Annotated in this window: 30 protein-coding genes, 1 tRNA gene and 1 riboswitch; of the genes, 17 read left to right on the top strand and 14 right to left on the bottom strand. The window is 50.6% G+C overall.

Annotation, left to right across the window (positions count from 1 at the left end; all coding sequences use genetic code 11):
- Positions 1-71 precede the first annotated feature (71 nt).
- From EVJ33_RS05610 to EVJ33_RS05595, 4 genes are all read left to right on the top strand, one after another.
- Complete coding sequence (locus tag EVJ33_RS05610) at positions 72-482, top strand: hypothetical protein (RefSeq protein WP_131435205.1); 411 nt, start codon at positions 72-74, stop codon at positions 480-482.
- Positions 483-1,117: 635 nt separating this feature from the next.
- A complete protein-coding gene (locus EVJ33_RS05605) occupies positions 1,118-1,579 on the top strand; it encodes a hypothetical protein (RefSeq protein WP_131435203.1) in 462 nt (153 codons plus the stop codon).
- 287 nt (positions 1,580-1,866) lie between these two features.
- On the top strand, positions 1,867-2,223 hold the full coding sequence (locus tag EVJ33_RS05600; protein WP_131435201.1) for a transposase: 357 nt from the start codon (positions 1,867-1,869) through the stop codon (positions 2,221-2,223).
- Between the two features lie 74 nt (positions 2,224-2,297).
- The gene (locus EVJ33_RS05595) at positions 2,298-3,146 is read left to right on the top strand and encodes a sulfite exporter TauE/SafE family protein (RefSeq protein WP_131435199.1); all 849 of its coding nucleotides are present in this window, start codon (positions 2,298-2,300) and stop codon (positions 3,144-3,146) included.
- 124 nt (positions 3,147-3,270) lie between these two features.
- On the opposite strand, the gene EVJ33_RS05590 is transcribed toward EVJ33_RS05595, so the two are convergent.
- The 7 genes from EVJ33_RS05590 to EVJ33_RS05560 all read right to left on the bottom strand — a co-directional run bounded on the left by EVJ33_RS05590 (position 3,271) and on the right by EVJ33_RS05560 (position 10,337).
- Positions 3,271-3,465, bottom strand: a complete 195-nt coding sequence (locus EVJ33_RS05590) for a hypothetical protein (protein WP_131435197.1) — start codon at positions 3,463-3,465, stop codon at positions 3,271-3,273.
- Between the two features lie 63 nt (positions 3,466-3,528).
- A complete protein-coding gene (locus tag EVJ33_RS05585) occupies positions 3,529-4,059 on the bottom strand; it encodes a biotin transporter BioY (RefSeq protein ID WP_131435195.1) in 531 nt (176 codons plus the stop codon).
- A 110-nt stretch (positions 4,060-4,169) separates the two neighbouring features.
- Entirely contained in the window at positions 4,170-5,552 is a 1,383-nt protein-coding gene (argH, locus tag EVJ33_RS05580; protein ID WP_131435193.1) for an argininosuccinate lyase, read from the bottom strand.
- A complete protein-coding gene (locus EVJ33_RS05575; protein WP_131435191.1) occupies positions 5,545-6,756 on the bottom strand; it encodes an argininosuccinate synthase in 1,212 nt (403 codons plus the stop codon). Before EVJ33_RS05575 ends, argH begins: the two co-directional genes overlap by 8 nt.
- A 124-nt stretch (positions 6,757-6,880) precedes the next feature.
- A complete protein-coding gene (locus tag EVJ33_RS05570; RefSeq protein WP_236634545.1) occupies positions 6,881-8,032 on the bottom strand; it encodes a CapA family protein in 1,152 nt (383 codons plus the stop codon).
- Between the two features lie 136 nt (positions 8,033-8,168).
- Positions 8,169-9,656, bottom strand: a complete 1,488-nt coding sequence (gene putP / locus EVJ33_RS05565; protein ID WP_131435189.1) for a sodium/proline symporter PutP — start codon at positions 9,654-9,656, stop codon at positions 8,169-8,171.
- A 123-nt stretch (positions 9,657-9,779) separates the two neighbouring features.
- Positions 9,780-10,337, bottom strand: coding sequence for a DNA-3-methyladenine glycosylase I (locus tag EVJ33_RS05560; RefSeq protein WP_131435187.1), 558 nt, complete (start codon positions 10,335-10,337; stop codon positions 9,780-9,782).
- A 102-nt stretch (positions 10,338-10,439) separates the two neighbouring features.
- On the opposite strand from EVJ33_RS05560, the gene EVJ33_RS05555 reads away from it, so the two are divergent.
- Positions 10,440-11,069: a DedA family protein gene (locus tag EVJ33_RS05555; protein ID WP_131435185.1), complete on the top strand. Its 630-nt coding sequence runs from the start codon at positions 10,440-10,442 to the stop codon at positions 11,067-11,069.
- Between the two features lie 45 nt (positions 11,070-11,114).
- On the opposite strand, the gene EVJ33_RS05550 is transcribed toward EVJ33_RS05555, so the two are convergent.
- Positions 11,115-12,293: a cation:proton antiporter gene (locus EVJ33_RS05550; protein ID WP_131435183.1), complete on the bottom strand. Its 1,179-nt coding sequence runs from the start codon at positions 12,291-12,293 to the stop codon at positions 11,115-11,117.
- Positions 12,294-12,330: 37 nt separating this feature from the next.
- Entirely contained in the window at positions 12,331-12,750 is a 420-nt protein-coding gene (locus tag EVJ33_RS05545) for a GNAT family N-acetyltransferase (protein WP_131435181.1), read from the bottom strand.
- 126 nt (positions 12,751-12,876) lie between these two features.
- Between EVJ33_RS05545 and EVJ33_RS05540 the strand changes: the two genes are divergently transcribed.
- The 5 genes from EVJ33_RS05540 (at position 12,877) to EVJ33_RS05520 (ending at position 17,505) form a co-directional block, all read left to right on the top strand.
- Positions 12,877-13,425 (top strand): glycerol-3-phosphate responsive antiterminator, encoded by a 549-nt coding sequence (locus EVJ33_RS05540; protein ID WP_131435179.1) that lies wholly within the window; start codon positions 12,877-12,879, stop codon positions 13,423-13,425.
- A 49-nt stretch (positions 13,426-13,474) separates the two neighbouring features.
- The gene (locus tag EVJ33_RS05535) at positions 13,475-14,179 is read left to right on the top strand and encodes an SDR family NAD(P)-dependent oxidoreductase (RefSeq protein WP_201739665.1); all 705 of its coding nucleotides are present in this window, start codon (positions 13,475-13,477) and stop codon (positions 14,177-14,179) included.
- 111 nt (positions 14,180-14,290) lie between these two features.
- Positions 14,291-15,139 carry an HD domain-containing protein gene (locus tag EVJ33_RS05530; protein WP_236634544.1) on the top strand — a complete coding sequence of 283 codons (849 nt, stop codon included), beginning with the start codon at positions 14,291-14,293 and terminating at the stop codon, positions 15,137-15,139.
- Between the two features lie 212 nt (positions 15,140-15,351).
- Complete coding sequence (locus tag EVJ33_RS05525; RefSeq protein WP_131435173.1) at positions 15,352-16,341, top strand: sodium:calcium antiporter; 990 nt, start codon at positions 15,352-15,354, stop codon at positions 16,339-16,341.
- Positions 16,342-16,443: 102 nt separating this feature from the next.
- Positions 16,444-17,505: a bifunctional glycosyltransferase family 2/GtrA family protein gene (locus tag EVJ33_RS05520; protein ID WP_131435172.1), complete on the top strand. Its 1,062-nt coding sequence runs from the start codon at positions 16,444-16,446 to the stop codon at positions 17,503-17,505.
- Between the two features lie 43 nt (positions 17,506-17,548).
- Here the strand turns inward: EVJ33_RS05520 and EVJ33_RS05515 are convergent, their stop codons facing one another.
- The 3 genes from EVJ33_RS05515 to EVJ33_RS05505 all read right to left on the bottom strand — a co-directional run bounded on the left by EVJ33_RS05515 (position 17,549) and on the right by EVJ33_RS05505 (position 18,702).
- A complete protein-coding gene (locus EVJ33_RS05515; RefSeq protein WP_131435170.1) occupies positions 17,549-18,115 on the bottom strand; it encodes a 3'-5' exonuclease in 567 nt (188 codons plus the stop codon).
- 66 nt (positions 18,116-18,181) lie between these two features.
- Positions 18,182-18,514 carry a four-helix bundle copper-binding protein gene (locus tag EVJ33_RS05510; protein ID WP_131435167.1) on the bottom strand — a complete coding sequence of 111 codons (333 nt, stop codon included), beginning with the start codon at positions 18,512-18,514 and terminating at the stop codon, positions 18,182-18,184.
- 115 nt (positions 18,515-18,629) lie between these two features.
- A tRNA-Ala gene (locus tag EVJ33_RS05505) sits at positions 18,630-18,702 on the bottom strand.
- A 133-nt stretch (positions 18,703-18,835) separates the two neighbouring features.
- Here EVJ33_RS05505 and EVJ33_RS05500 point away from each other — a divergent pair.
- Positions 18,836-19,699, top strand: a complete 864-nt coding sequence (locus EVJ33_RS05500) for a GRP family sugar transporter (protein ID WP_131435165.1) — start codon at positions 18,836-18,838, stop codon at positions 19,697-19,699.
- Between the two features lie 180 nt (positions 19,700-19,879).
- Positions 19,880-20,341: a hypothetical protein gene (locus EVJ33_RS05495; RefSeq protein WP_131435163.1), complete on the top strand. Its 462-nt coding sequence runs from the start codon at positions 19,880-19,882 to the stop codon at positions 20,339-20,341.
- A 117-nt stretch (positions 20,342-20,458) separates the two neighbouring features.
- Here the strand turns inward: EVJ33_RS05495 and msrA are convergent, their stop codons facing one another.
- A complete protein-coding gene (msrA, locus tag EVJ33_RS05490; RefSeq protein ID WP_131435161.1) occupies positions 20,459-20,983 on the bottom strand; it encodes a peptide-methionine (S)-S-oxide reductase MsrA in 525 nt (174 codons plus the stop codon).
- Between the two features lie 63 nt (positions 20,984-21,046).
- Positions 21,047-21,147: riboswitch (SAM riboswitch) on the bottom strand.
- A 44-nt stretch (positions 21,148-21,191) separates the two neighbouring features.
- Positions 21,192-21,353 (bottom strand): hypothetical protein, encoded by a 162-nt coding sequence (locus EVJ33_RS15510; protein WP_201739664.1) that lies wholly within the window; start codon positions 21,351-21,353, stop codon positions 21,192-21,194.
- A gap of 111 nt (positions 21,354-21,464) precedes the next feature.
- On the opposite strand from EVJ33_RS15510, the gene EVJ33_RS05485 reads away from it, so the two are divergent.
- The 5 genes from EVJ33_RS05485 to EVJ33_RS05465 all read left to right on the top strand — a co-directional run bounded on the left by EVJ33_RS05485 (position 21,465) and on the right by EVJ33_RS05465 (position 26,627).
- Positions 21,465-22,868: an amidase family protein gene (locus EVJ33_RS05485; RefSeq protein WP_236634543.1), complete on the top strand. Its 1,404-nt coding sequence runs from the start codon at positions 21,465-21,467 to the stop codon at positions 22,866-22,868.
- 69 nt (positions 22,869-22,937) lie between these two features.
- Entirely contained in the window at positions 22,938-23,999 is a 1,062-nt protein-coding gene (gene rlmN / locus EVJ33_RS05480) for a dual-specificity RNA methyltransferase RlmN (RefSeq protein WP_131435159.1), read from the top strand.
- A 173-nt stretch (positions 24,000-24,172) separates the two neighbouring features.
- The gene (locus tag EVJ33_RS05475; RefSeq protein ID WP_131435157.1) at positions 24,173-25,054 is read left to right on the top strand and encodes an SMP-30/gluconolactonase/LRE family protein; all 882 of its coding nucleotides are present in this window, start codon (positions 24,173-24,175) and stop codon (positions 25,052-25,054) included.
- A 12-nt stretch (positions 25,055-25,066) separates the two neighbouring features.
- Positions 25,067-25,330, top strand: a complete 264-nt coding sequence (locus tag EVJ33_RS05470; protein ID WP_131435155.1) for a hypothetical protein — start codon at positions 25,067-25,069, stop codon at positions 25,328-25,330.
- 103 nt (positions 25,331-25,433) lie between these two features.
- Positions 25,434-26,627 carry a GTP-binding protein gene (locus tag EVJ33_RS05465; protein WP_131435153.1) on the top strand — a complete coding sequence of 398 codons (1,194 nt, stop codon included), beginning with the start codon at positions 25,434-25,436 and terminating at the stop codon, positions 26,625-26,627.
- Positions 26,628-26,664 lie beyond the last annotated feature (37 nt).

Genomic DNA, 26,664 nt, shown 5'->3' with positions numbered 1-26,664 from the left:
TGGACTCTTGTCGTGAGAAGGGTCATCGGCTCGGCGACGATCAGTAAAGTGCAACCGATTGGAGTAGGCATATGGCGCAGATTAAACATGAGGACGTAACGATTGAACTGTTCCCAAGAAAGTATTCAGAAACAGGGGAAGACGTGTTTATCGCTTCCTTGTTCACGATCGAGGTAGAACAGCTATTCATCTTCAAATTTTATGGTTCGTTGCTCCTCAAATCGGAGTTCGAAGATCTTTTGTTTCATATGAGAAAATTGTTAGATGGTACCACGGACAAGTATTTACTCGATCCGATTGAACCTTATTTCGTCTTGAGGATTGAACGGAAGGCGGACGAATTGTATAAATGGACATTTTGGGCGAGAACTGGACCGAAGCGGGTGGACGCATTCTTCTTCTTGAAAGAGGAGATGGAACAGTTCTATAGACAGTTGGAGCAAGAGATGACTGAAATATTGCCGCCGCCGTTTTTGCCATAATTGAACGGATGGCGAGATGATTGAGGAATTGGGTTTTACTGTACAAGCTCATGGAGAATGGAATCGATAAAGCGCACTTGTTTGAAGAACCAACTTAATCATCCATATTCAATGTTAATGAGACAGTTCAGTTGATTGATTCCAAGGTGTTGAATTTCCAGCTATGTGAACAGGAGTAATCGATATGGAGACCATTAGTTCAAAGTTCGTTTTTGAGACTGATATTGCTGAAAGACATTATGCGACAGACTCTTTAGATTGTTTGAAACGGTTTGATGTTTCGGTTTCGAAACTCAGTTTTTTAACCAATCAATCAACTTTTCTCAGAAGATTTGTTTTGTAAGATGTGGCTTGAAAGATTGGGCGATGATTACAGCTTCATGGACAGATTGACAAAGAAAAAAAGTCAATCTATAAGGCGGTATTTTGCCAGGCAGCGCACGGTTCGATATTGTCTTGAGTAAACGGCAGTTTCTTAAAGAGCGAGAGAAATGGATACAGCTCTTTCGGTTTGTCTGTGAGACATGGAATCCTCATGGTACATTGATGGAGCTTGATTTGAATCTTGAATTTTTTTTGATGAAACTGATTCCGACAAGATTCACTGTACATACGAGAGTTAGGAAGTGATCAGAATGACAAGAATAAAAATCGGTGATGTGTTCAAGATTAACACACCTAACGGAGAGGCTTATCTTCAATATGTTCATGAAGATAAAACGATAGGCGAGTTGGTAAGAATATTACCCGGCGTATATGGAAAACCTCCAGAAAACCTTAAAGAAATAGTCGCGGGGAAAGAAGCGTATTTATTACATTGCCCACTCAAACCGGCTATAAGACACAAAATCATTGAAGCCATTTCGAACTATGACATACCTCCAGATTTTAAAATCCCTCAAAAATTTAGAACAGAGATAACAGATGACGAGGGGAATCTTATTGGTTGGCACCTCGTAGATTATGTCACTTGGTATAACGATGTAGTCTATGAGTTAACAGAAGAACAAATTCAGTTATCTCCTTGGGGTATATGGAGTTATCCGCTATTAGTCGAGCGAGTCTCAGAAGGCTGGACGTTAGAGAACTGGAAGTGAATAAGTTTAGAAGGATACTAAACTTGCGGTGAAATAATCTCGATACATTGGAAACCTAACTGCTTTTTAAGGTTGTTTTAGGATATTAAACTCTTTAAAGAATTTGTTCAACTCACGTTCGATTTGTGGCGACGTTTCTGGGATGTCGAGTAACAGCAGTGTCTGTTCGAAATTGACGGTAAGCAGGACGAAGGGGTTTTGTTAAAAAAGTGATTACTGAAGCATGATGGACTTGTGAAAGGACTACGTGCCTCGATATTCAAGATGGAACAAAGGGGATTTTATAGATGAGTGAAAAGGCGGATCAATTCGTGAAGGCTGTGTACGAGACTGTCGTACAGGAAGGTCTTCACATGTATAAGGAAATGTACGAAGAAGAAATCTCATCTTCAGAGGTTGACTTGTACAGTCAAGCGATTCACATGTATCAACAGATGAATGCAGAGCAACAAGGGTTGATGATGCATATTATTGAAGTCGTCATGGTGGACACGGTGTCTCATGTGTTCGGCGCGATTGATGGGACGTCACCATTGACGGATTCAGACATCGAAGCGACGGTAATGCTTGACGGGACTGACACAGACATGGAGCTGCAAGATGCCTTCATTGGCTACTTGCAAGACGAAGACTTGTATCCATAATCTACATCAGAGGCGCAGACTGTGTCTCTTTTTGTTATGATTGGTTATGAAAAGGAAAGAAAGAAGGTTTGCTCATGGACGTTACAGCATTATTATCGTTTCTCTTGCTCGGGACGCTGATCGGGATTTTGAGCGGTTTCTTCGGGATCGGGGGCGGGATTTTACTCACGCCACTGCTGCTCGTCTTCGGGTATGAGGCAAGTGCGGCCATCGCGCTCAGTCTGATGCTCACACTCGGGTCGACGACGGCCGGTACGATCTCCCATCTTAAATTAAAGAACGTCAATCCGAAACATGCCCTCATGATCGGCGCCTTCGGTGTCGTCGGGACGTGGGTGGCGACGCCGCTCGTGTTCTACCTTGAGACGCTCGACGGTGCGAAGCCGGTCATCTCGCTCGCCTACATCGCGCTACTGACGTACTTTGCCGTCTCGTTCTTCCGGTCGAAGCAACATGAAGAAGGAAGTGTCGGCTCGGAGTCGGTCCCACGCCTCGGTTTTATCGGGTTGTTCGGCGGGTTCATCTCGTCACTCATGGGTGTCAGCGGCGGATTTGTGTTGACACCGCTTCAAGTCAAACTGCTCAACACCGAGATGAAACGAGCCGTCGGGACGAGTATCGCCGCGGCGTTCCTTATCGTCGTCTCAGGCGTGATCAACTATGCCGTCGCCGGGGCCGATGCGAACTATTGGCATGGTCTCGCGCTCATCGCAGGGGCGATGATTGGCTCGCCGATCGGGGCGAAGCAGTTGCAACGGTTCAGTTCGCAACTCGTCAAAAAGGCGCTCGGTGGCTTCTATGTTGCTGTCGCCATCAGCGTAGGACTTAACTTGCTCGGCTTCAACGATATCTCGCTCGGACTGCTCGTCGTCCTCGCGCTTTCGTTTATCGTCGCGCTATTTATCCGACCGCGTTCGAAGTGATCATCGACCCTCGTCTACAGACGGGGGTCTTTCTTATAGGGGGAGTATATCCTTCATATAAACATCACCATCGGTATAACGCATGCTGAAACGCGCAAAAAAAACCCTGTCCGAGGACAGGGTCTTAACGTCTGGCGATATGGTCAATGTTCTCTTGAATCTCTCCGACTTTGCTCTTCGCTTCACGAAGCCGTTGTTCAAACGCCTCAGTGTCACGTTTTTCACGTTGCGGCTCGTCTTTCCCGCGACGCTGTCCTTTCGGGGAGCGATGGATATGGGTCGCTTTCATCAAGCGCTTTTTAAACGTTGAATCGCTCATCAGGACACCCCCTTCCATACTATACACGTTCCACCTCTCCATTCCGATGAAACGTTTGAACGTTCATGAGGCGAGGGTTCTGCGCATTTGCGGGTTCGTCGAGACTTTATAGGCGATGGCCGCGGCTAGGACCGCTTTAATCAGGTCGCCGAGGATGAATGGGATATTCACTTTTAATGCATCAGTGAACGACATAGCGAACACGGCTTGGAGGCCGAGACTGCCGACCACATAGACGAAGCCGAGGCCGATCAGGATGTTATAAGCGACGAGAGCGGGGAACGAACGATGGCGTTCCGACAACCAACCGATCAAAAAGGCAGCGATCGGGAAGGCGATCAAGTAACCAACCGTCGGACCGACGAACGGGGCGAGCCCGCCCGAACCACTTAAGACGGGTAGACCGATCAAACCGAGCAGTAAGTAAACGACGACGGCGAGCCCACCTTTTTTGGCTCCGAGGACGGAAGCGACCGTCATGATGCCGAGCATTTGCAGGGTGATCGGAACGGGACCGATCGGGATGGCGATGGAGCCGATGCTTGCGAGTAGGGCGGCACCGATGGCGATTTGTGTTAAATCGTGAATTTTCATTATGTAAACCCCTTTTCTGTTAACGTTAACTGATAATAGGTTAACATCATTAATTCTATATGACAAGCAAAAATGAGGACCTGGTCGTAAAAAGACCGGGTCCTCATCGTTTATGCATGCGTCGGTAGGTTCTTTTTTGCTTCCTTCAGTTGGGTACGGACCGCATCAAAGCCTGTCCCACCATAACTGTTGCGACGTTTGACCGCCGTCATCGGCGAGAGTGCTTCGTACACATCCGCTTCAATCAACTCAGAGTGGGCTTGGTACATCTCGATCGGTAATTCTAATAAATACAGACGTTGGTCGATACAATACCGGACGAGCGTCCCTGTCACTTCATGGGCCTCACGGAACGGCATCCCTTTCGCTGTCAAATAGTCGGCGAGTTCGGTGGCGTTCGAGAAATCACGCTCGGTTGCTTGCTTCATCGTATCCGTGTGGAACGTTATGTCTTGAATCATACCGGCCATGATGCTGAGGCTACCCTGTACCGTTTTGACGGTATCGAACATCCCTTCCTTGTCTTCTTGCAAATCTTTGTTATAGGCGAGTGGGAGTCCTTTCATAATCGTCAAAAGCCCCATCAGATTGCCGACGACGCGTCCGGACTTTCCGCGGACGAGTTCGGCCATGTCTGGGTTTTTCTTCTGTGGCATCATGCTCGAACCGGTCGAGAACACGTCGGAAATCGTGATAAAACGATACTCTTCGCTACTCCACAGAATTAACTCCTCACAGAAACGAGACAAATGCATCATGAGCAGCGATGCGTTCGACAAAAACTCTAGAATGAAATCACGGTCGCTGACGGCGTCCAAGCTGTTCGGATAGACTTGGTCGAAGCCGAGCAGCTCGGCCGAACGGTGGCGGTCGATCGGGAACGTCGTCCCGGCGAGGGCACCCGCTCCGAGTGGGCTCATATCGATGCGCTTCAAGCTGTCACTGAAGCGCTCTTTGTCACGCTCGAGCATCCAGAAGTACGCGAGCAAGTGATGGGCGAGTGAGACCGGCTGGGCCCGTTGCAAGTGGGTATAGCCCGGCATGACCGACTCGACGTTTTGAGCGGCGTGGTCATAGAGTGCTTTCTGTACGGATTCGATTCCGTCAATCGTCTCGAGGACGCGGCGTTTCAAATACAGATGCATATCCGTCGCGACTTGGTCGTTCCGGCTGCGGGCCGTATGCATCTTGCCCGCCACCGGACCAATCTCTTCATGCAAGAGCGCCTCGAGGTTCATATGGATGTCTTCATGGAAGACGTTGAACGTCAAGTCGTCCGCTTTCGCCTTATTGGCTAGCGTGTTCAAGCCGGCAACGATTTGCGTGACTTCGTCAGCCGTCAAAATGTGTTGCTCCCCGAGCATCGTCACGTGGGCGATGCTCCCTTCGATATCTTCTAACACGAGCTGGGCGTCGAAATGAATCGAGGCGCCGAACTCGTCGACCCATTCACTCGCCGTCTGTTCGAACCGGCCGCCCCATAGTTTACTCATGCACCATCGTTCCTTTCTCCGCGAGCACTTCCGCTTGAACTTTTGTCGGTAGACCCCAAAGTTTGATGAAACCGACGGCTGCTTGTTGGTCGAACGTGTCAGCTGACGTGTACGTCGCGAGGTGTTCGTCATAGAGCGAGATCGGCGATTTCCGTCCGTCGACGATGGCTTGCCCTTTGAACAGTTTCATCCGGACCGTACCGGTCACCGTCTGTTGCGTCTCATCGATGAAGGCGAGGAGTGCTTTCGTCAATGGTGAGTACCAGAGGCCGTTATAGATCGTCTCTGTCAACTTCTGTTCGACGATCGGTTTGAAATGGGCGACTTCACGGACGAGGGTGAGCGCCTCGAGCGCTTGGTGTGCCGTGATAAGTGTCATCGCGCCAGGTGCTTCATATACTTCCCGTGATTTGATGCCGACGACCCGGTTCTCGATATGGTCGATTTTCCCGATGCCATGGGCACCGGCGACGATGTTAAGTTGCTCGAGGATTGCTGTGAATGTCGCTGCTTGTCCGTTGATGGCGACCGGGATCCCGGCGTTGAATTCAATTTCGACATACGTCGGTTCATTCGGTGTGTCTTCGAGCTGTGCCGTCAATTCATAGGCGCTCGCTGGTGGAGCGGCCCAAGGATCCTCAAGGATGCCGCATTCGACGGCACGCCCCCAAATGTTTTGGTCGATCGAGAACGGCTCTTCTTGCACGATTGGGATTGGGATGCCATGTTCGGCCGCATAGGCGATTTCTTCTTCCCGTGACCATTTCCATTCCCGGACCGGTGCGATGATTTCAAGCGACGGGTCGAGCGCGTGAATGGACACTTCGAACCGGACTTGGTCATTCCCTTTCCCTGTGCATCCGTGGGCGACGGCGACAGCGCCTTCTGCTTGTGCGACCTCGACTAGCTTCTTCGAGATGAGCGGGCGCGATAAGGCAGAGACGAGTGGATATACGCCTTCATACATCGTATGCGCCTGCATCGAATACCGGGCAAAATCGTTGACGAACTCATCGACCGCATCGATGACGACCGATTTGACGGCCCCGACTTTGAGCGCTTTCTGTTGAATGCGCTCTAGGTCTTTCCCTTCACCGACGTTTAAACAGCAGGCGATGACATCATATCCTTGTTCATCCAACCATTTAATTGCGACCGATGTGTCAAGACCACCTGAATAAGCTAATACGAGTTTTTGTTTCATTTCCTTACACCCCTTATACATAATTATTCATCTGTATTTATAAATATACGACTTACTTTAACGTATGATTCGCAGTAAAGCAACCTTTTTACGAAAAAAAAGAATCACTTGTGAAAGTGATCCTTCATTGGACGATTTCGAGCTCGGGCATCCACTGTGTCATATGTTGGCTCGTGGCCTCGAACAGCTCCGGCTTGGCGGTTTGTAACGGGACGACCTCAAACGGACCGTTGGCACTCGATCGGCGAGTGAACGTCGGATAGAACATCGGGTTGGCGAGTTCGAACGTCGTCTCATCCGCATCGACCGTCTTGACGACATCGATGCCGACGATGCCGCCCGTATTCCGGTCGTCCCCTTGTTGACCGGATAGGAAGTTGCCGAGCGAGTACGCGACGAACGTCCGGTTGCCCTCGGCGCCATCTATCCAAGCGAGCGGTTGGAGGACGTGAGGATGGTGGCCGATGATCAGGTCGACTCCGAGGTCAGACAGTTGTTGGACGAGCGTCTGTTGCGCTTCGTTCGGAACCGTCTCGTACTCGTTCCCGAAATGAAGCGATACGACCGTGATATCGGCCGCTTGCTCAGCCGCTTCGATGTCAGGGGTCATCGCTTCGAGGTCAATATAATTGACGTGATACGGTTGTTTCGGAACGACACCGTTCGTCCCATACGTATAGGCGAGAAACGCGAATGAGATATCGTTCTTCGTTAACGTCCGAATTTCAGCCTTGTCCGCTTCGGATAGGAACGAACCCGTGTACGGCATGCCAATCTCGTTCCAGTGGGCAATCGAATTCTCGATGGCCGTGATGCCCCGGTCGAGCGTATGGTTGTTTGCGGTCGTCACCAAGTCGACGCCTGCAGCTTGGAGCGCATCACCGACCTCATATGGACTGTTGAAGGCCGGGTAACTCGACAACCCGATCTCACTTCCGCCGATCATGCTTTCTTGATTGGCGATAGCGATATCGGCCTCGGTCAAAATCGGAGCGATTGGTTCGAAGGCGGTGGTGAAATCATAGCCCTCTCTGCGCTTGGCGGCATTATACACGCTGTCGTGTAACAAGATATCGCCAATCGCATAGAGCGACGTCGTCGTCACGACTGGTTCTGGCTCTTCTGGAACAGGTGCCGGCTCCTCCGCCTCGGTCTCTGGTGCCGGGGTCTCGGTTTGCTTCGTAGACGACGTCTCGACGTCAGGGGTCGTACAGCCGAACAAGAAGAGGAGGGGCAAGGTCAACATGACTTGTTTATATGGGATTACTCGTTTCAATGGACGAGTCACTTCCTTTCATGTGGTTCAAACTGGCTCAAGCGGTCCTACACAATCCATTCGCCATGAAAGTAGAATCTCCTTGTCAGGGCACAAGAAAAAAGTGCCAGGCTATAGTAGCATGGCACTCTGATTGTTAAATGCGTTCTGTCTTCAAGATGTGTTCCATTTCTTCGAACTCGTTCGTGATCCTCGAGCTCGGTGGTGGTGTCATCAAACTGACGACATAAATGGCGAGGCTCGACAAGAAGAACGCTGGAATCATCTCGTATAGCTCACCGACGGTCCCGAACCAGTCGGCGGCAAAGTTTTTCCAGACGATGACGATAAATGCCCCGACAAGCATACCAGCGAGCGCCCCTTGACGCGTCGTCCGTTTCCAGAACAGGCTGAACAAGATGAGTGGCCCGAACGACGAGCCGAAGCCGGCCCAGGCGTAACCGACCAAGTTCAAGATGGTATCGTCCGCCCCGAACGCGAGCCAGATCGAGATTAACGAGACGAGGATGACGGTAATCCGGCCGACCATGACGAGCTCACGGTCGCCGGCATCTTTCCGGAAAAACTTCTGATAGAAGTCTGTCGTCGCGGCACTCGATGAGACGAGGAGCTGTGACGAGATAGTCGACATGATCGCCGCGAGCAACGCCGCGAGCAAGACGCCGGTGATGAGGTCGACGAATAATAAATCCGAGAGATTGATAAAAATGTTTTCAGGATTATCAATCTCAAGACCGCGTTGCGTATAATAGGCGAGACCGAACAGGCCTGTCGCCATCGCGCCGACGACGGTGAACAGCATCCATGAGATGCCGATGCGTCGTGCTTTCTTGATATCCTGTAACTTTTCGATGGCCATAAAGCGGACGATGATGTGCGGTTGCCCGAAATAACCGAGACCCCAAGCGAACAACGACACGATGCCGATGAGCGACTGTCCTGTCAATGGATCAAGGAGCGCCTCATCGATATCACCAATCGTTTGGAACGCGGCGCTCACCCCGTCGGTTGCCGTGATGGCGATAGCCGGGACGAGGATGAGGGCGAACAACATGATGAGTCCTTGGACGAAGTCGGTCCAACTGACGGCCAAGAAGCCGCCGATGAACGTATAAATAATAATGATAGAAGCCAAAATCAAGACGCCCGTCCCGAACTCGATCCCGAAGACGGCGTTGAATAACCGACCGCCGGCCACGAACCCGCTCGTGGCATAGAGTGTGAAGAATACGAGCGTCACGGCTGCGGAGAACGTCCGCAACGTACCGCGTGAATCTTTAAAACGTTTCTCAAAAAAGTCTGGTATCGTGATAGCATCTTCGGATAAATACGAGTACGTCCGAAGCCGCGGTGCGACGAGCAACCAGTTCAAGTACGCACCGATCGTCAACCCGATGACGATCCAACCACTCGACAGACCGGTTGCGAACATCGCACCCGGTAGACCCATCAACAGCCATCCACTCATGTCGGAAGCACCTGCCGACAAGGCGGCGACGGCCGGACCAAGACCTCGTCCTCCAAGCATATAGTCGCCGATGCTCTCCGTCCGCCGATAGGCGATGACGCCGAGTAATACCATGAGCGCCATGTAAACGGTGATGGATATCAATATCCCGTTCATAAAAATCCCCCTCATTCGTAATGAAAACGCTTTCTTTATTTATGGAATACACCATGACGAAATTTTGCCACAAAACTGAAACAAGTGCACGATTTTTATTGAACGATTGACCAAATAATCAAATTATTTAGCGAAGCACGAAGCAAGATGATCATTGACAAGGCCCGTCGCCTGTAGATGAGCATAAACGGTCGTCGGCCCTAAAAATTTGAATCCACGTCGTTTCAACTCCTTGCTGATCTGATGCGACAGTTCGGTCGCTGCCGGAACTTCATCAATCGAGGTCCAGCTAGAATTGATTGTCTCACCGTCGACGAACGACCAAATATAGGCATCGAACGTCCCGAATTCTTGTTGTATCTCGATGAAACGCTTGGCATTATTGATTGACGCTTCAATTTTGCGGCGGTTCCGGACGATACCGGGATTGTTCAGCAACCGTTCCATATCCGTTTCGTCGAACAAGGCGACCGCTGCGACGTCGAAGTCGGCATAGGCGTCCCGGTAATTGTCGCGCTTTCGTAAAATAGTGATCCAACTGAGGCCAGCCTGGGCACTTTCAAGGGTCAAACATTCAAAGTGCTTTTGATCGTCATGGACGGCTTTGCCCCATTCCTCATCGTGATAACGAACGTATAACGGGTCGGTGCCGCACCACGGGCAACGTGTCGGTTCTGTCATGATTGTTCCCTCGCTTTCATTCAAGTACTTCAGTTTAGCATGTCAGGACGGTTTTTGATGGGAGGTGACGGGTATAATAGGAGATATTGGAGGGTGAACGTTATGAGAGATTGGATGATCCAGGTCATTGAACAGTTCGGTTATTTCGGTATCGCGTTCATGATTTTTATTGAAAACGTGTTTCCGCCGATTCCATCAGAGGTCGTGCTCTTGTTCGGTGGATTCTTCGCCGTGCAGACCGATTTAAATGTTCCGCTCGTTATTTTCTCTGCGACTGCGGGCGCCATTTTAGGAGCCGTATTGTTATATGGAATCGGGTTATATGTAGATGTCGAACAAATCGAGAAATGGACAAAAAAATATGGGAAATGGATTCGACTCGATATTGCGGACGTGCGACGGGCGGATGCCTGGTTTGACAAATATGGGAGCTGGATGGTGTTCTTTGGCCGATTGATGCCGGTCGTCCGAAGCTTGATCTCGCTACCGGCCGGCATGTCGAACATGCCGTTCGTGAAGTTTTTACTGCTTAGTACGGCCGGGACGGTCATATGGAACACGATCCTGATTTATATCGGCATCCGTGTCGGCGAGAACTGGGAATCCATTTTAAGTTATTTAAATGTGTACTCGTATGTGATTTATGGATTACTGGCCGTCAGCCTTATCGTATTTCTCATTTGGCGCAAGAAACGGAAGAAAAAGCGGTCGGAACAAGCATCATCGTTTTGATGAACAAAGGAGGACCTTCGCGTGAAGGTCCTCCTTTGTGTTCTATCATTGATCCTCTTTATTTTTTGTCTCATCGGGAAGTACTTTCTCAAGTTTTTCCTCCGTCTTGTTAGCAAGAATCTCAGAGAAGCGGAACAAGACGATGCCGATGATGGCCGATACGAAAATATAGAGACCGACAAATAAATTGATTGCGCCGTTCGATAGGGCGGTGAACAAAATCGAGAACTCGCCGCGAGGGGCGAGTGAAAACCCGGCCTCGTTCGCTTGCACACGAGACAATCCATAAAGTCGCCCTCCGACACGCCCGACAATCCACTTCGATAATACACCCCAGACAATCAAGACGAAGAAGAGCGTATTGACGATGACACCTTGATCAAGATTGATTGAAATGCCGAATGAGATGAAAAAGATTGGTAAGAACAAGTCACGAACAGGTACCGTCAGTCGCTTCAACGGCCGCACGTCATGGATACCTGCAAGCATGATTCCTGCGATAAACGCCCCGAGAATCTCGGACAGGCCGAACACCATGCCGATTCCCGCAAAGAATAAAATCAATCCAATTAAACCGATGCTCGCATCATCTTGTCGCAACAAATGTTTGACGAACCGCTGTCGGTTCAAAACGAAACGAGACCCGATAAAGAGTAGCACTCCGAAGACGAGGAACCCAGCAAACACTTTACCAATGTCAGAAAATGCGATTGGCTCGTCCTGGATGATGAACGGGGCGATGGTCAAGATGAGCGGGGCGAAAATGTCTTCGAAGATGAGGAGCGCCAGTACAAACTCTTTCACATCTTCATGTTTTTCCGAATGTCGCTCGAGAAGTTTCGCCGAAATAGACGAACTCGTCGCGTAAAGGACGGCACCGATCAAAAATGCTTGTGAGAAGTCGAGGCCAAACAACAGAGCGATCCCGATCGTGACTCCGAACGCGAGAAGGATATCTAAGACACCTGCTTTCCACACTTGCTTCATTCGCTTGGCGAGTTCGCTCAGTGGAAATTTTAAACCGAGTAGGAAAAATAACAAGATGATGCCGATTTCCCCGGCGATTTTGAAGACCTCATTTCCGTCCCAAAAGAAGCCGACCGCGACACCGACTGCAATGAAGGCAAGGATACTTGGAAAGAATAGCCGCTCGATGATCAAACTGAGCACCGAGATCACGGTGAGCGCCAACCCGAGCAGTACGATTACATTGAATATGTCCATATGTCACCCCCAAAAGAAGCAAAGCAATGCTTCAGCATCAGTTTTCACTCCATTGGTATTCCATTCCGACCGATTCGGGACGAGAATAGTCAAATCCGAACTGGCGGTACAGACCGTCTGCCGGAATGTCGGCGATTAAACTAATGATTGAAGTTTCATCTGCTTCTTGCAAAATCCAATCCATCAACTGCTCCATGATCAATTTACCAAGTCCGAGACCTTGACATTCAGGGTCGACGACGATGTCGACGAGATGAAACACCATGCCGCCGTCTCCTACGACGCGTCCCATGCCGACCATCGTCTCGTCTTTATATAAGCAAACACCATACAGCGTGTTCGCAAGTCCTTTTACCGTTCCAGAATCAGAACGCTTCGGCATACCTGCTTTGACACGTAAACGTTGATGCTCCTCCGGTGTCGGTGTTTCAATCCGTACATCTACTTCATTCACCATATCGCTACTCCCTCTCTGTCCATAAGTTAAAATTATTTTCCCGCTATATTGAATCAGTAAACCTTGATTTCCACTTCGGGTTATTCAGATAATGAAGACATGATATGCAGAAAAGGACGTGTCCCTATGATAGAAGGTCAGACGATTTTACCCGCTCTTCGTGACATGCGAGACCTCGAAACGTTTGTGAAAGGACCGTTCGACGTCGGTGTGCTACTCGAAGTACATGTCGCCCGGCTCGATGCCGTGTTTCAGTTGCTGGCGGCCCATGACAAAAAAGTATTCGTCCATCTTGATTTGATTCAAGGACTTAAGGCTGATGAATATGCGACCGAATATATTTGTCAGACGTATCGTCCGTATGGAATCATCTCGACGAAAGGCAGCGTCATCTTAAAGGCGAAACAAAAGCAAGTCAAAACGGTCCAACGTTTGTTTTTGATCGATTCGAGCTCGCTCGATAAAAGTTATCGCCTGATTAAACGTACGCAGCCGGATTACATCGAAGTGTTGCCTGGCCTTGTCCCGAAATATATCCGATCAGTTAAGGATGCGACGGATATTCCCGTTTTTGCGGGTGGGTTGATCTCGTCGCCTGAAGAAGTCGAGGCCGCCCTTGAGGCCGGGGCGACGGTCGTGACGACGTCGGATCAATCTCTGTGGACGAACAACTAGGACTTGTTTCCACGCAATCAGGGTATTTTATTTTCCAGGAGGGATGAACATGACAAAAACGATGATTATCACCGGGGTCAGCCAAGGAATCGGGCTGGAACTGGCGCGTCATTTTAGCACGACATACCGTGTCGTCGGACTCGATATCGGGCAAGACCCGCAACTTGAAGGAGTGACGTTCCACCGGATGGACCTAGGGGATCATCAAGATGTGACCCGTGTGTTCAAACAGATTCAGCAAGAAGTCGGTACCGCCCATGTGCTCATCAATAACGGCGGTGTATCATCGCTCGTCAAACCGATGGCAGAGCTCGACATCGAGACGTTTAAACAAGTGATCGATGTCAACCTCGTCGGGACGTTCGCTTGCTCGAAATCTTTCTTGACGTTGAACGAAGGGGCAGACTTTGGTCGCATCATCAATATGGCCTCAACGCGTGCTCTCCAGAACGAGGCCGATTGGGAAGCGTATGGCGCATCAAAAGGAGGCATCGTTTCGCTGACCCAGTCGATGGCGGTTTCCTTGGCCAACCGACCGATCACGGTAAATGCGGTCAGTCCTGGCTGGATCCACACCTCAGATGAACCGCTCCGTGACATTGACCACGCGCAGCATCCATCAGGGCGGGTCGGCACGCCGGACGACATTATTCGGGCCGTCGATTATTTGATCGATGAACGAAACGATTTCGTCAACGGACAAAACCTCGTCGTCGACGGAGGGATGACGAAAAAAATGATTTACGAACCTTAACTCACAAAACTAGGACCATTACCCTATATTTTAATGAGGGATATGCGTGTAAAGACCTAGTGGCGGGTATAGAATGGGGAGTACATTGAAACTTGTGAAGGAGGAAGCGTCGTGCAGCAAATCATCGAACAGGCTCTCCGTTTCGCAGCCGTTCGTCATGACGGACAGTTTCGAAAAGGAACGAACATTCCTTATGTGACCCATCCTGTCGGCGTCTCGATGTTGCTCGTCGAAGATCGTCAACCCGTCCCGGTCATCGTGGCCGGTCTACTCCATGACTTGCTTGAGGATACGTTGACCACGTCAGAGGAATTGACGGAGCGTTTCGGAAGCGAAGTGACTCGTTTAGTCCTGGCCGTTTCCGAGCCGGAGAAACATCATTCTTGGGAAGAACGCAAACGGATGACGATTCAACGTGTGTCGACACTCCAATATGATGAAGTGGCCCTCCTTGTCGCAGACAAGCTACATAATCTGCGCTCGATTCGATTCGACGTCGAGTCTGCCGGCAAACAAGTATGGGATCGGTTCAATCGACCGCTCCGTGACCAGTCCTGGTATTATCACGAATTGCTCCATGCGTTTCAGCCGTTCGCTCAGACGACGACACTCATTGAAGCGTTCGAGACAGAATTGAACCTGCTGTTTTATGGTGTAGAAGAAGAACGGAGCGAAAAGTTAGAAAAACTGTTCGGGGTGATCAAATACGGATTTCACGAAGAAGAGTGGTTTCAAGAGACATCAACGCTTTGTCAAACTGCCTATGAACTGAACGAGACGATGCGCGAAGGATATCGTCACGGGTTCATGGTCAATCAACCGGAGCTAGACGCCTTGTCGGCTCAGTTGAGAGAAGCAGGTATGTGGGAACGCTTGCCGCTTCCGACACTTCAAGCGATCGATGAATTATCGTATCGCATGGCATTGAAATCGGACGAACTTGTCGCGTGGCTCGAGTGAAATGATTGTCATGTGACCTTAAACGTGATATATTCGTCGTGAACATAAGAGGGGGAGTAGCGACCACGACCGTGGTCGGTGGGTCGTCATTACGGTGCAATGCACTCGGTCCACCGAGCTTCTTACCAAGTCCGCAAGACCTTTTTATGGATGCTTTTTTCGCGTCCATAAAAAGGTCTTTTTGAATTCACGAAAAGGGGAGATCTATTAAAATGGTATTTATTTATTTTATCTTGGCTGCCGCCATCACTGTGTATGCTGCCATCAAACTCTCGACGTATGCCGACGTCATCAGTGAGAAGTCGACGATGAGCGGCATGCTCGTCGGTACCGTGTTGCTGGCCGGAGCAACGTCACTTCCAGAAGTGACGACGAGCGTCTCGGCCGTCATGATCAACAACCCGGATATCGCCATCGGGAACATGCTCGGGTCGAACTTGTTCAATATCTTCATTTTGGCGATGTTCGACTTGTATTACCGTCAGAAACGCCTGTTTAATGAAGCGAGTCGCGATCACCTCTATACGGCGAGTCTCGGTTTGATGTTGACGCTCGTGACGATGCTCGCACTCGTCATCCGTATCGACTTCACGATTCTTGGGATCGGGATTGATGCCTTATTGATTGCAGGGTTGTACGCGATTGGGATTTACTATATCGGACAACGTCCAAAAGAACCTTCGACAGAACGGGAAGTCGAGCAAGAGGTCGGTGTCAGCGTCACCGACTCAATTCCAATCAAGCGCGCGGTCATCGGCTTCATCATCGCCGCGCTCGTCATCATGGCTGCCGGAACAGCGCTTTCAGTGTTAGGTGATCAAATCGCCGTCGTGACCGGACTTGGTTCGAGCTTTGTCGGCAGCTTTTTGATCGCGGCCTCGACGTCGCTCCCAGAAGCGGTCGCTGTTTTCGTCGCCTTGAAGCTTGGTAACGTCAACTTGGCGTTCGGTTCGATTTTAGGGAGTAACATCTTCAATATGCTCATCATCGCGCTGTCGGATGTCTTCTACCGAGGCGGCTCGATTCTAGCAGATGTGTCAACGTCCCACTTGGTGACGGCGATTGGAATCACGATTTTGTCGATCTTGGTCATGTACAGCGTCCTGCGCAAAGATGTCACGTCGAAGTTCCGCTACGTCTTACCGTCCGTGCTCGTCATCCTCGTCTATTTCGCATCGTCTTATTTCATTTTCATCGGTTAATCACTCACACGGTGTCCTCGGACATCGTGTTTTTTGTTTGAAGCGGTTCGAGGAATCACTTTTCATCGTCTTGGGTATAGAAGGAGGGAAGGAGGGGTGGCGATGCAAATGCATTCTCTGAAACGGCTAGATGAGTACATTGTGTTAATTCCAGCATATAACCCGGATCAAGCGCTCGTCACACTTGTCCGTGAGCTAAAAGAGACGGGATTTGTCTATGTCATCGTCGTGAACGATGGAAGTGTCGAGACGTCCCGGCACGTGTTCGATGAGGTCGGGAAGTGGGTGACGACTGTCCTCGTCCATGAACGGAATCAAGGCAAGGGAGCGGCGTTGAAAACTGGGATTCGACATGTCGTTCAGCATTTTCCGAAATCGACCGGTGTCATCACGGTCGACGCGGATGGGCAACATCTCCCGGCAGACGTATTAAAACTTTATGAAGAAGGCGTACGTTGGCCCCATCATTTAATTATGGGCTGCCGTGACTTTTCCGGGTCTGATATCCCGTTCCGGAGCCGATTCGGGAATCAGATGACGCGTGGTGTTATGCTGCTCGGAAGCGGTCTCCGTCTAAAGGACACGCAGACCGGTCTTCGGGCGATTCCCCTTCGCTATGCGGAACAATTGCTCGATGTGCCAGGGAACCGTTACGAGTTCGAAATGAACATGTTGACGTTCACGAAACGACTGCAAGTCCCAATCCATCAGACTCCGATTCAAACCGTCTATGTGGCAGAAAACGCCTCGTCCCATTTCCGCCCGGTGATTGACTCGATTCTAATCTATCGCATGTTTTTGGCCTATTCCTTATCTTCGATCGCGTCATTCGTGTTGGACGTCGGCGTATATGCCTTGTTCGTCTACTTGTTGAATCCATGGTTCGAGACGACGCACGTCTTGATCGCGACGGTCGTGGCACGTATCCTGTCATCGTTGTTCAATTATTTCGTCAACCGAAAAATCGTATTCCATTCGAAGGCGAAGCGGGCGATGCCCAAATATTTCGGGCTCGTCGGATTGCAGATGGCGCTGTCGGCTGGTCTCGTCTATGCGTTGTTCTATGTCATCCGCGACGGGGAGGTATGGATCAAAGTGGTGGTCGACAGCTTCTTGTTCGTCGTCAGCTATTATGTCCAAAAAAAATGGGTTTTTAAACGGTAACAGGCCAAGACGTGTGTCTTGGCCTGTTTGGCATGCATATCGTTCAATAAGCGAGTTTTCCGAGCTTGACCGATGTGTACCGGTGCAGTTCACGCGGATCATGAATCCCGGTCTTCTGCATCATGTCGCGCATGAGCAGGGCACAGACACGGGCATCTTCAGCCGCATCATGATGGATGAACGGGACGTTCAAATATTCCGCCATCGTGTTCAGCTTGTGATTCGGCAGACCTGGATACAGTTTTCTCGACAATTTGACAGTACAGCCGTACTCGATTGTCGGAAACGTATATAAATCATATTTGGCGATCGCTTTCTTGAAAGCGCCCATATCAAATGAGGCGTTGTGTGCCATGACGAGGTCGACATCCCGTAGCGTCGGATAGAGCTGTTCAAGCACCTCAGGTAACGCTGGGGCGTCCCAGACATCGCTCGGCCGGATGCCGTGGACCCGGATATTGCCGGCATCGAAGTCTTCCTCAGGATTGACGAGCAGTTGGTTCGTTTCGATGATTTCACCGTCGACGAGCAAGCTCCAGCCGACAGAGCAAATGCTCCGGCTATCGCGGTTCGCTGTCTCGACGTCGATGGCAAGAATTGAATGTGACATAATCGTTCCCTTTCTTCATAAAACAAGTATAAAAAAAGTCTAACATATCGTTAGACTAAAAAGCGATTATGCGGCCACGAGGTTGCGACACGCCTCGGCACAGCGGAGACACGCTTCGGCACAACGTTGGCAATGGTCATGCAAGTGACGGCCGCATTCGACGGCGCACGTGTCGCACACTTGGGCGCAGAGGGCCGCGATCGGTTTGGTGAACGCCGAATCGGTCTCGAGTGCGTTCAAGGTGAGGGAGCAGATGTCGGAGCATTCTCGCGTCAGACGAATGCACTCTTTTACCATCAGCACATCTTCTTCTTGTAAACTTTTTGAAAAACAATGATTGCTCGTCCGCATACAGTCGATAATCGCTGAAATCGTCTCTTCAATTGAGTCCCGGTTCATGATAAGTCCCCCTTGATAAAATAATGTATCTTCAAATCATTACCCGATACCATATCGCTTAAACCGCGCCAAAACGACAAAAAAGTCACTTCACAAAAGTGAAGTGACCAAGTAATGGAGCATAGCGGGCTCGAACCGCTGACCTCCACGCTGCCAGCGTGGCGCTCTCCCAGCTGAGCTAATGCCCCGTTCGAAAATTATTATATCATTCTAGTAAAACATTTGGCAATGGGTATTTTTAAATTTGTTGAACAAAGTTTAATCAGCGCTGAACGTGGGAAAATCACAGATGATGTTATATTACGAAAGCAGGTGTCATCCATGGAAATGATTTTACTCGCACTCTTGCCTGCCTTGATGTGGGGGAGTATCCCGCTCATCGTATCGAAGGTCGGTGGAAAGCCGATTCAACAGTTGATCGGGACGACGATGGGAGCGATGGTGATGGCGGTCATCATCGCGCTCGTGTTCAATCCGGAGTTCACGACGCTCGCAATCGTGACCGGCTTCATCTCCGGGGCGTTCTGGGCGCTCGGTCAGTATTTACAATTCCAATCGTTCCAAATTTTAAGCGTATCGAAGGCGATGCCGATCAGCACCGGGATGCAGCTAGTCGGTACGTCGTTGTTCGGTGTCATCGTGCTAGGGGATTGGCAGACTTCGACCGAGTTATGGCTAGGGTTTTCTGCGCTCGTGTTGATTATCATCGGGGCGGCGCTGACGTCGTATCAGCAGAACAAAGACGGCGACAGCAGCGGTGCCTTGAAAAAAGGTTTGCTCGTCCTGCTCGTCTCGAGTATCGGGTATGTGACGTATGCCGTCCTGACGAACTATTTCGAAGTCGACGGCATCACGGCCATCTTGCCGCAATCGGTCGGGATGTTTATCGCGGCGCTCTTGTTCAGCCTGCGAGAGAAAGATGTGAAGAAGTTCGATCCGAAGACGTTCAAAAACATCTTGGCCGGTCTCGCCTGGGGGATTGGGAACTTCGGTTTGTTCGTGTCGAGCGGTGAGGTCGGGATCGCGACGTCGTTCGCCTTGTCCCAATTGAACGTCGTCGTGGCGACGCTCGGCGGAATCTATCTGTTGAAAGAAGAAAAGACGACGAAAGAACGGGTGCTCGTCTTCATGGGTATCGGGCTCATCGTCGTAGCCGGGTTTATGCTCGGGATTGCGAAGAGCTGAATGAATTCGTTAAAGATGGACCAGGTCGCTTGATGCGACTTGGTTCTTTTTTAGTCGAACCGGACTACGGCCTTTTATATATAATGATTGGAAAAGTGAGAAGTAAGGGGGGAATAAAGTTGGAATAAACATACTATGAATCATAAAAGTGAATTCATTTAAGAATAGGACGTGATCAAGATGGCAAGAATACAAATCGGCGATGTGTTTAAGATTAACACACCTAACGGAGAGGCTTATCTTCAATACGTTCACGAAGATAAAACGATAGGCGAGTTAGTTAGAATATTGCCAGGGGTATATGAAAAAACTCCAAAAAACCTTAAAGAAATAGTCGCGGAGAAAGAAGCGTATCTATTGCATTGCCCACTCAAACCGGCTATAAGACACAAGATCATTGAAGCCATTTCGAACTATGACATACCTCAGGATTTTAAAATCCCTCATAAATTTAGAACAGAGATAACAGATAACGAGGGGAATCTTGTGGGGTGGCATATCGTAGATTATTCCACTTGGTATAACCATGAAGTCTATGAGTTAACAGAAGAACAAATCCAATTATCTCCCTGGGATACTTGGAGTTATCCGCTATTAGTCAAGCGAATCACAGAAGGTTGGGCGTTAGAGAACTGGAAGTAAATTAGTATACTAAAGGCTTATAAGAGAGCTAAGAATCATCTATTGTTAATGCTGGAATAAATGAAAAGACGCGACCAAATCAAGATGGCCGCATCTTTTCATTTTAAATTATATGAGTTAAACCTTTTCCGCCCACGCCACATCAATAAATTCATCGCGTCCTGAAATAGCCCGATCTTCCTTATAATGTTTCGGATTCTTCTTATGGAAGTCTTGATGGTATTCCTCGGCCGGATAAAACGTGTCGGCCGGTAAGATTTTCGTGACGATCGGCTGTTTGAAACGTCCACTCGCCGCGAGCGCGTCGCGACTCTGTTCTGCTTTCACGCGTTGTTCTTCCGTATGATAGAAGATGGCTGGCGCATACTGGCTGCCACGGTCTTGGAACTGGCCGCCGTCATCGGTCGGGTCGGTCTGAATCCAATATAGTTCGAGCAGGCGCTCGTATGCGAACAGCGTCGGGTCGAACGTGATCTCGACGACCTCATAATGACCGGTCGTCCCCGTCTTCACTTGTTCATACGTCGGGTCGTCGACGTGACCACCCGTATAGCCTGATACGATCGATTCGATACCAGGTTGTTCCTCGAACGGCGTCACCATGCACCAAAAACAACCGCCTGCGAATGTTGCTTTTTCCATTTTTACATCCCCCTCAATCAATTTCCAAAAAAAAGCGCCCATGTCATCGACATGAGCGCTTCGTCATATCGGCCAAGGCAAACGCCTTGCTGGTAGTAGCACCTTGCCGAAGCAGGTTGCTGTGAAGTCATAGAGCCAGGTCTCTCGTTCACTCAAGATATCGATATGTAGTTCGTGACAGCATCATACCATCAGATTTGAAGCGGCGTCAACGGTTTGGCTTGCGTCGAAGTTGGAACAAGGTGGCACCGAGAATCAGGATGACGAGTACGATCGAGGCGGGCGTCGAATAAGCCTCTTCCCGGGCGTACAGTTGTAAAAAGAACAAGGCGAAGACGGCGAGTAAGACGAGCATATAAGAACGGGTCATGGTTACCTCCTTTTTCTTTCAGTGTATCAACTTATACATTCATTGGCGATGAAAAACAGGAATCGGGACGTCTTTAGAGAATATCATCCATTGACCAAAGGAGGAATCATCATGACTGACACATACGATTTTATGGAACTTGATATCGAATCAGCCCATCACGGCTATAAAGAAGGGACGTTCACAGCCCGTGACGTGACTGCTTTCTATTTGACAAGGATTGCCCAGTTGAACGACAAACTGAAGGCGGTCATCCAAGTGAACCCGGACGCCTTGTTCGAGGCCGAGTCGGCTGACAGGGCGTATCGTCGCGGGCTACGCTTGCCGCTACTCGGCATTCCTGTCTTGATTAAAGACAATATCGAAACAGCCGGACTCATGAAGACGACGGCCGGGGCCGTGGCGCTCGAAAATCACTTCGCTGGAAAGGACGCGCACCTCGTCCGTCTCCTTCGTGACAACGGGGCCATCATCCTCGGAAAAGCAAACTTGTCCGAATGGGCCAACTTTTTGACAGAAGGCATGCCGAACGGGTGGAGCGGGGTTGGTGGCCAGACGCTCAATCCGTATGGTGACAAGCTCAATGTCGGAGGGTCGAGTTCAGGTTCGGCGTCAGCGGTCGCAGCGAACTTGACACTGCTCGCCGTCGGTAGCGAGACGAGCGGCTCGATCATCCATCCGAGCGTGCACAACGGTATCGTCGGCATCAAACCGACCGTCGGCCTCATCAGCCGGAGTGGAATCATCCCGATCTCGCGGTCGCAAGACACGGCGGGACCGATGGCACGCACTCTCGAAGACGCGGTACGTGCACTTGAAGCGATGGTCGGGGAAGACCCATCGGACCCGTCGACACTAAACCTCCCGGCCGGCCCGCCGTATCGGACGTGCCTCGACGTGCGCCAAGCGGTCGGGATGCGTGTCGGGATTGTCAAAGCAGACTTATCGGAAGAAGAGCAATCCTTATACGGTGAGGCGGTCGAGCTGTTGAAGCAGAGCGGCATTGAACTGGTCGAAGTCGAACTGCCCGCCCATGACACGCTCGACCAAGGCGATATTCTGTACCACGAGTTCAAACTCGGAATCGAGGCGTACCTCGCCACGACGACGCTCCTATACGAGACGTTGTCTGATTTGATTGACTGGAACAACAAGCATCCTGAGACGATCCCGCATGGACAAAAGACGTTCGAGAAAGCGGAACAACTGTCGGGACGTCTCATCGAGCCGGCTTATTTGACGCGCCGGCTCGATGACGTACGTGACGCCAAAACGGACGGACTCGACCGCCTATTGAATGAGCAGCAGTTGCACGGACTCGTCTTGCCTCACGATTTGAACTATGACATGGCTGCAAAAGCCGGGCATCCGACCATCACGATCCCGTTTCGATTGAAAGCGAGCGGGGCTCCGTTCGGCTTGTCGTTCACGGGGACGAGTTATGCCGAACGTGACTTGATCCGAATCGCCTTTGCGTTCGAGCAACAAGTGACACGTCCCGTCCCACCGTTATAAGAACGTTGCACCGGTCGTCCACGTCCGCTACAATGGTACGTATGCGGATTGAAGAAAGGACAGATAGCAATGAAACCATCTATATACGGGCTGACGTTCGATCAGCTGACGGAAGCGTGTGTCGCTTGGGGATACAGCGCCTTCCATGCGAGACAAATTTGGGACTCGCTCTACATCGACCGAGTGAAGCAAATCGAGGATATCTCGGTTCGGGCCGAGGTGCGTGAGGCGCTCGCCGCCGAGTACGTCATCTCGACACAAGACCTGTTCGTCAAGCAAGAGGCGGGCGACGGGACGGTCAAATTCTTACTTAAGTTACATGATGGTCACTATATCGAGACCGTACTCATGCGTCACAAATATGGACGTTCGGTCTGTGTGACGACGCAGGTCGGATGCAATATCGGCTGCAGCTTCTGTGCGAGCGGACTTTTGAAAAAGACACGTGATTTGACGGCCGGTGAAGTCGTCGAACAGATCATGACCGTCCAACACTACTTGGACGAGGTCGGCGAAGGTGCCCGGGTCAGCCATATCGTCGTCATGGGAATCGGCGAACCGTTCGATAACTTTGACAACTTGGTCGACTTCCTGCGCGTCGTCAAAGACGAGCGCGGACTCGCCATCGCGCCACGTAAAATCAACGTGTCGACGAGTGGACTCGCCGACAAGATTTACAAGTTCGCGGACCTCGATCTTCGCATCAACTTGGCGCTGTCGCTTCATGCGCCGAACGATGCGCTGCGGACGCAGGTCATGAAAATCAACCGGGCGTTCCCGCTCGACAAGCTCATGCCGGCGATTCGGTATTATGTCGAGAAGACGAACAAACGGATCACGTTCGAATACATTCTATTGTCGAAAGTGAATGACTTGCCGGAGCACGCCGAAGAATTGGCGGCGCTCATCGACGACATCAAGGACAAGTCGTACGTCAACTTGATCCCGTATAATCCGGTCAACGAGCATATCCAATACGAGCGCAGTACGTCCGAGGATATCATGGCGTTTTATGACGTCTTGAAGAAGCGTGGCATCAACACGGGTGTCCGCCTCGAACACGGTACTGACATCGATGCGGCCTGTGGCCAATTGCGCAGTAAACATATGAACGTCGAAGGTGCGAAATAAGTGGACTCCTTGAATCACTCGATTCAAGGAGTTTTTTTATGGAGAGACGCTCCAAAGACGGGAAAAGAGTCGTCGCCAACAACTCGCTGAAACGATTTTGATAAATAGTGAATAGACCTCGTCCGCTCAGGGAATAGTCAGTTGAAATCAATGTAGAGAGTGGAGGCATTTCAATGGAGACAGTAAACGCTGCGTTATGGATTCGAGTCAGAAACACGCTTGGGGAGGGCCCGTGTTGGGACGCTGAGCTAAAACGATTCTATTGGGTCGATATCGAGGGACATACACTTTGGTGGTACGATGAACAGGAAGATGAGCTGTCGTCGTTCGATATGGGACAACAGATCGGGTTTGCGGTCCCGAAAGTGACAGACGGCGTCGTCGTCGGGTTGAAAGACGGGATTTATGAGTGGGACGAGACGTCAAAAGAGCTCGATAAAATCGTCGAACTCGACGACTCGGAAGGAAACCTTCGCTTCAATGACGGGAAAGCCGACCCGTACGGCCGCATCTTCGCCGGAACGCTCCACCTCGACGACGAGGAGAACGAGGCGACGCTCTATCGCGTGAACCGCGACGGCACGACCGAGGTCATGTTGAGCGAGTTGACATTATCGAACGGACTGACATGGTCCCCGGACCACTCGATTTTCTATCATATCGATACACCGACCGAGACGGTCCGTAAATACCCGTTCGACTTGAAAACGGGAACGCTCGGGGAAGGGGAAGTCGTCATTGATTTTAAAGACGAGGAAGGATTCCCGGACGGCATGACATCTGATGAGGACGGTTTCTTGTGGATCGCCCATTTTGCCGGCGGGAAAGTGTCGAGATGGAACCCGCAAACTGGTGAGAAAGTGCTCGAGGTGAGCGTCCCTGCTCCGAACGTCACATCATGCTGTTTCGTCGGCGACGACTTGAAACAACTCGCTATTACGACGGCACGTGAAGGAATGGATGAAGCGGCGCTTGAGGCCCATCCCGACGCAGGTTCGGTCTTTAAAATTGATACAGACGTGAAAGGGATGCCGCTCTATCGGTTTGGACGATAAGGAGGTACGAAGATGGTGAAGCGATTGCTCGTTCGGGCGGGAATCGGTTTGGCGCTTGCCGCGGTGGCCCGGGTCGGTATTCAAAAGTTGTTGGGGGCGAACCGGGAAGAGGATCATACGTATTTGGAGCCGCGGTGGGATGAGACGCCGAGTGTCGATGCAGACAAAGACATGGATGAGGTCGGTCTGACTCAGCTCGATTCGATTTATCGGGCCGAATGGCAGGCGAACACCTATCCGCGCTCAGAAGCTGAACGGAGAGCGTTAGAGGAATAGAGAGTAGGAACACGTCCGTGAGCGGGCGTGTTTTTTTCTTGACAATATGATAACGACCCGTCATTATCTAAAAAGTAATGATTACGATTTAGGAGTGGGGATAATGAAGCAAATTCCAATCACGGTGCTGTCCGGTTATTTAGGGAGCGGTAAGACGACACTATTGAACCATATATTGAACAATCGGGATGGGAAGAAGTACGCCGTCATCGTCAACGACATGAGCGAGTTGAACATCGATGAGCGATTGATCGAGCAGGGTGGATTCTCGCGGACGGACGAGAAATTGGTCGAGCTATCGAACGGTTGCATCTGTTGCACGCTCCGTGAGGACTTGCTCGAGGCGGTGCAGGAAATTACGAACGACCGTGACCTTGATGGGATTATCATCGAGTCATCAGGCATCTCAGAACCGATTCCGGTCGCTCAAACGTTTACATACGCCGATGACGTCCTCGGCATCGATTTGACGAGCCGCGTCTATATCGATGCGATGGTGACGGTCGTCGATGCGTTTCGATTCTTGAAAGATTTCAACTCGGGCGAGTCGCTCCATGAACGCAAACAGGCGATTGACGCGACAGATGTACGCGAAGTCGTCGACCTGCTCGTCGACCAAATCGAATTCGCGGACATCATCGTCTTGAACAAAGCGGACCGGGTGACCGTGACGGAACTCGACGAGATGGCCGGGCTGTTGAAGGCGCTCAATCCAACCGCCAAACTGTTGACGTCGGTCCATGCGAACGTAGAATTGACCGAGCTGTTAGACGTCAAGTTGTTCGATTTCGACCAGGCGATGCACGCCGCTGGCTGGATTCAAGAACTTGAGGCGGAAGCACACACACCGGAGACAGAGGAATACGGGATCAGCTCGTTCGTGTATCGGCGACGTCGACCGTTCCACCCGGAGCGTCTCCACGCCTGGATTGAAGCGTTCCCGGAGCAAGTCGTCCGCGCCAAAGGCTTTTTATGGATCGCTTCCCGGAACGACCTCGCTTGCCTGTTCTCACAAGCAGGTTATGCCTCGACGCTTGAACATGCTGGTCGCTGGCTCGCGACGCTTCCGGAGGAAGAGCGTCGTCTTATGTTCGCGGCAGAACCCGAGCTCGCTGCCGACTACGTCGAGCCGTACGGGGATCGCCAGACAGAACTCGTCTTGATCGGGCAGCGGATGGAGCGTTCGGTCATCGAGGCGGAATTAGATGATTGTCTGTTGACAGACGAGGAGATGACTTCTGACTGGACGACGTTGCAGGATACGCTTCCGGGAAATGGTATCGTGACTTTCACATAAACCGTTTACAAACTTGGCGTGTTCGTCTATACTTCTC

Origin of the sequence: Exiguobacterium sp. SL-10, from assembly GCF_004337025.1 — a bacterium.
GTDB lineage: Bacteria > Bacillota > Bacilli > Exiguobacteriales > Exiguobacteriaceae > Exiguobacterium.
This window is presented reverse-complemented; position numbering and strand designations above follow the sequence as displayed.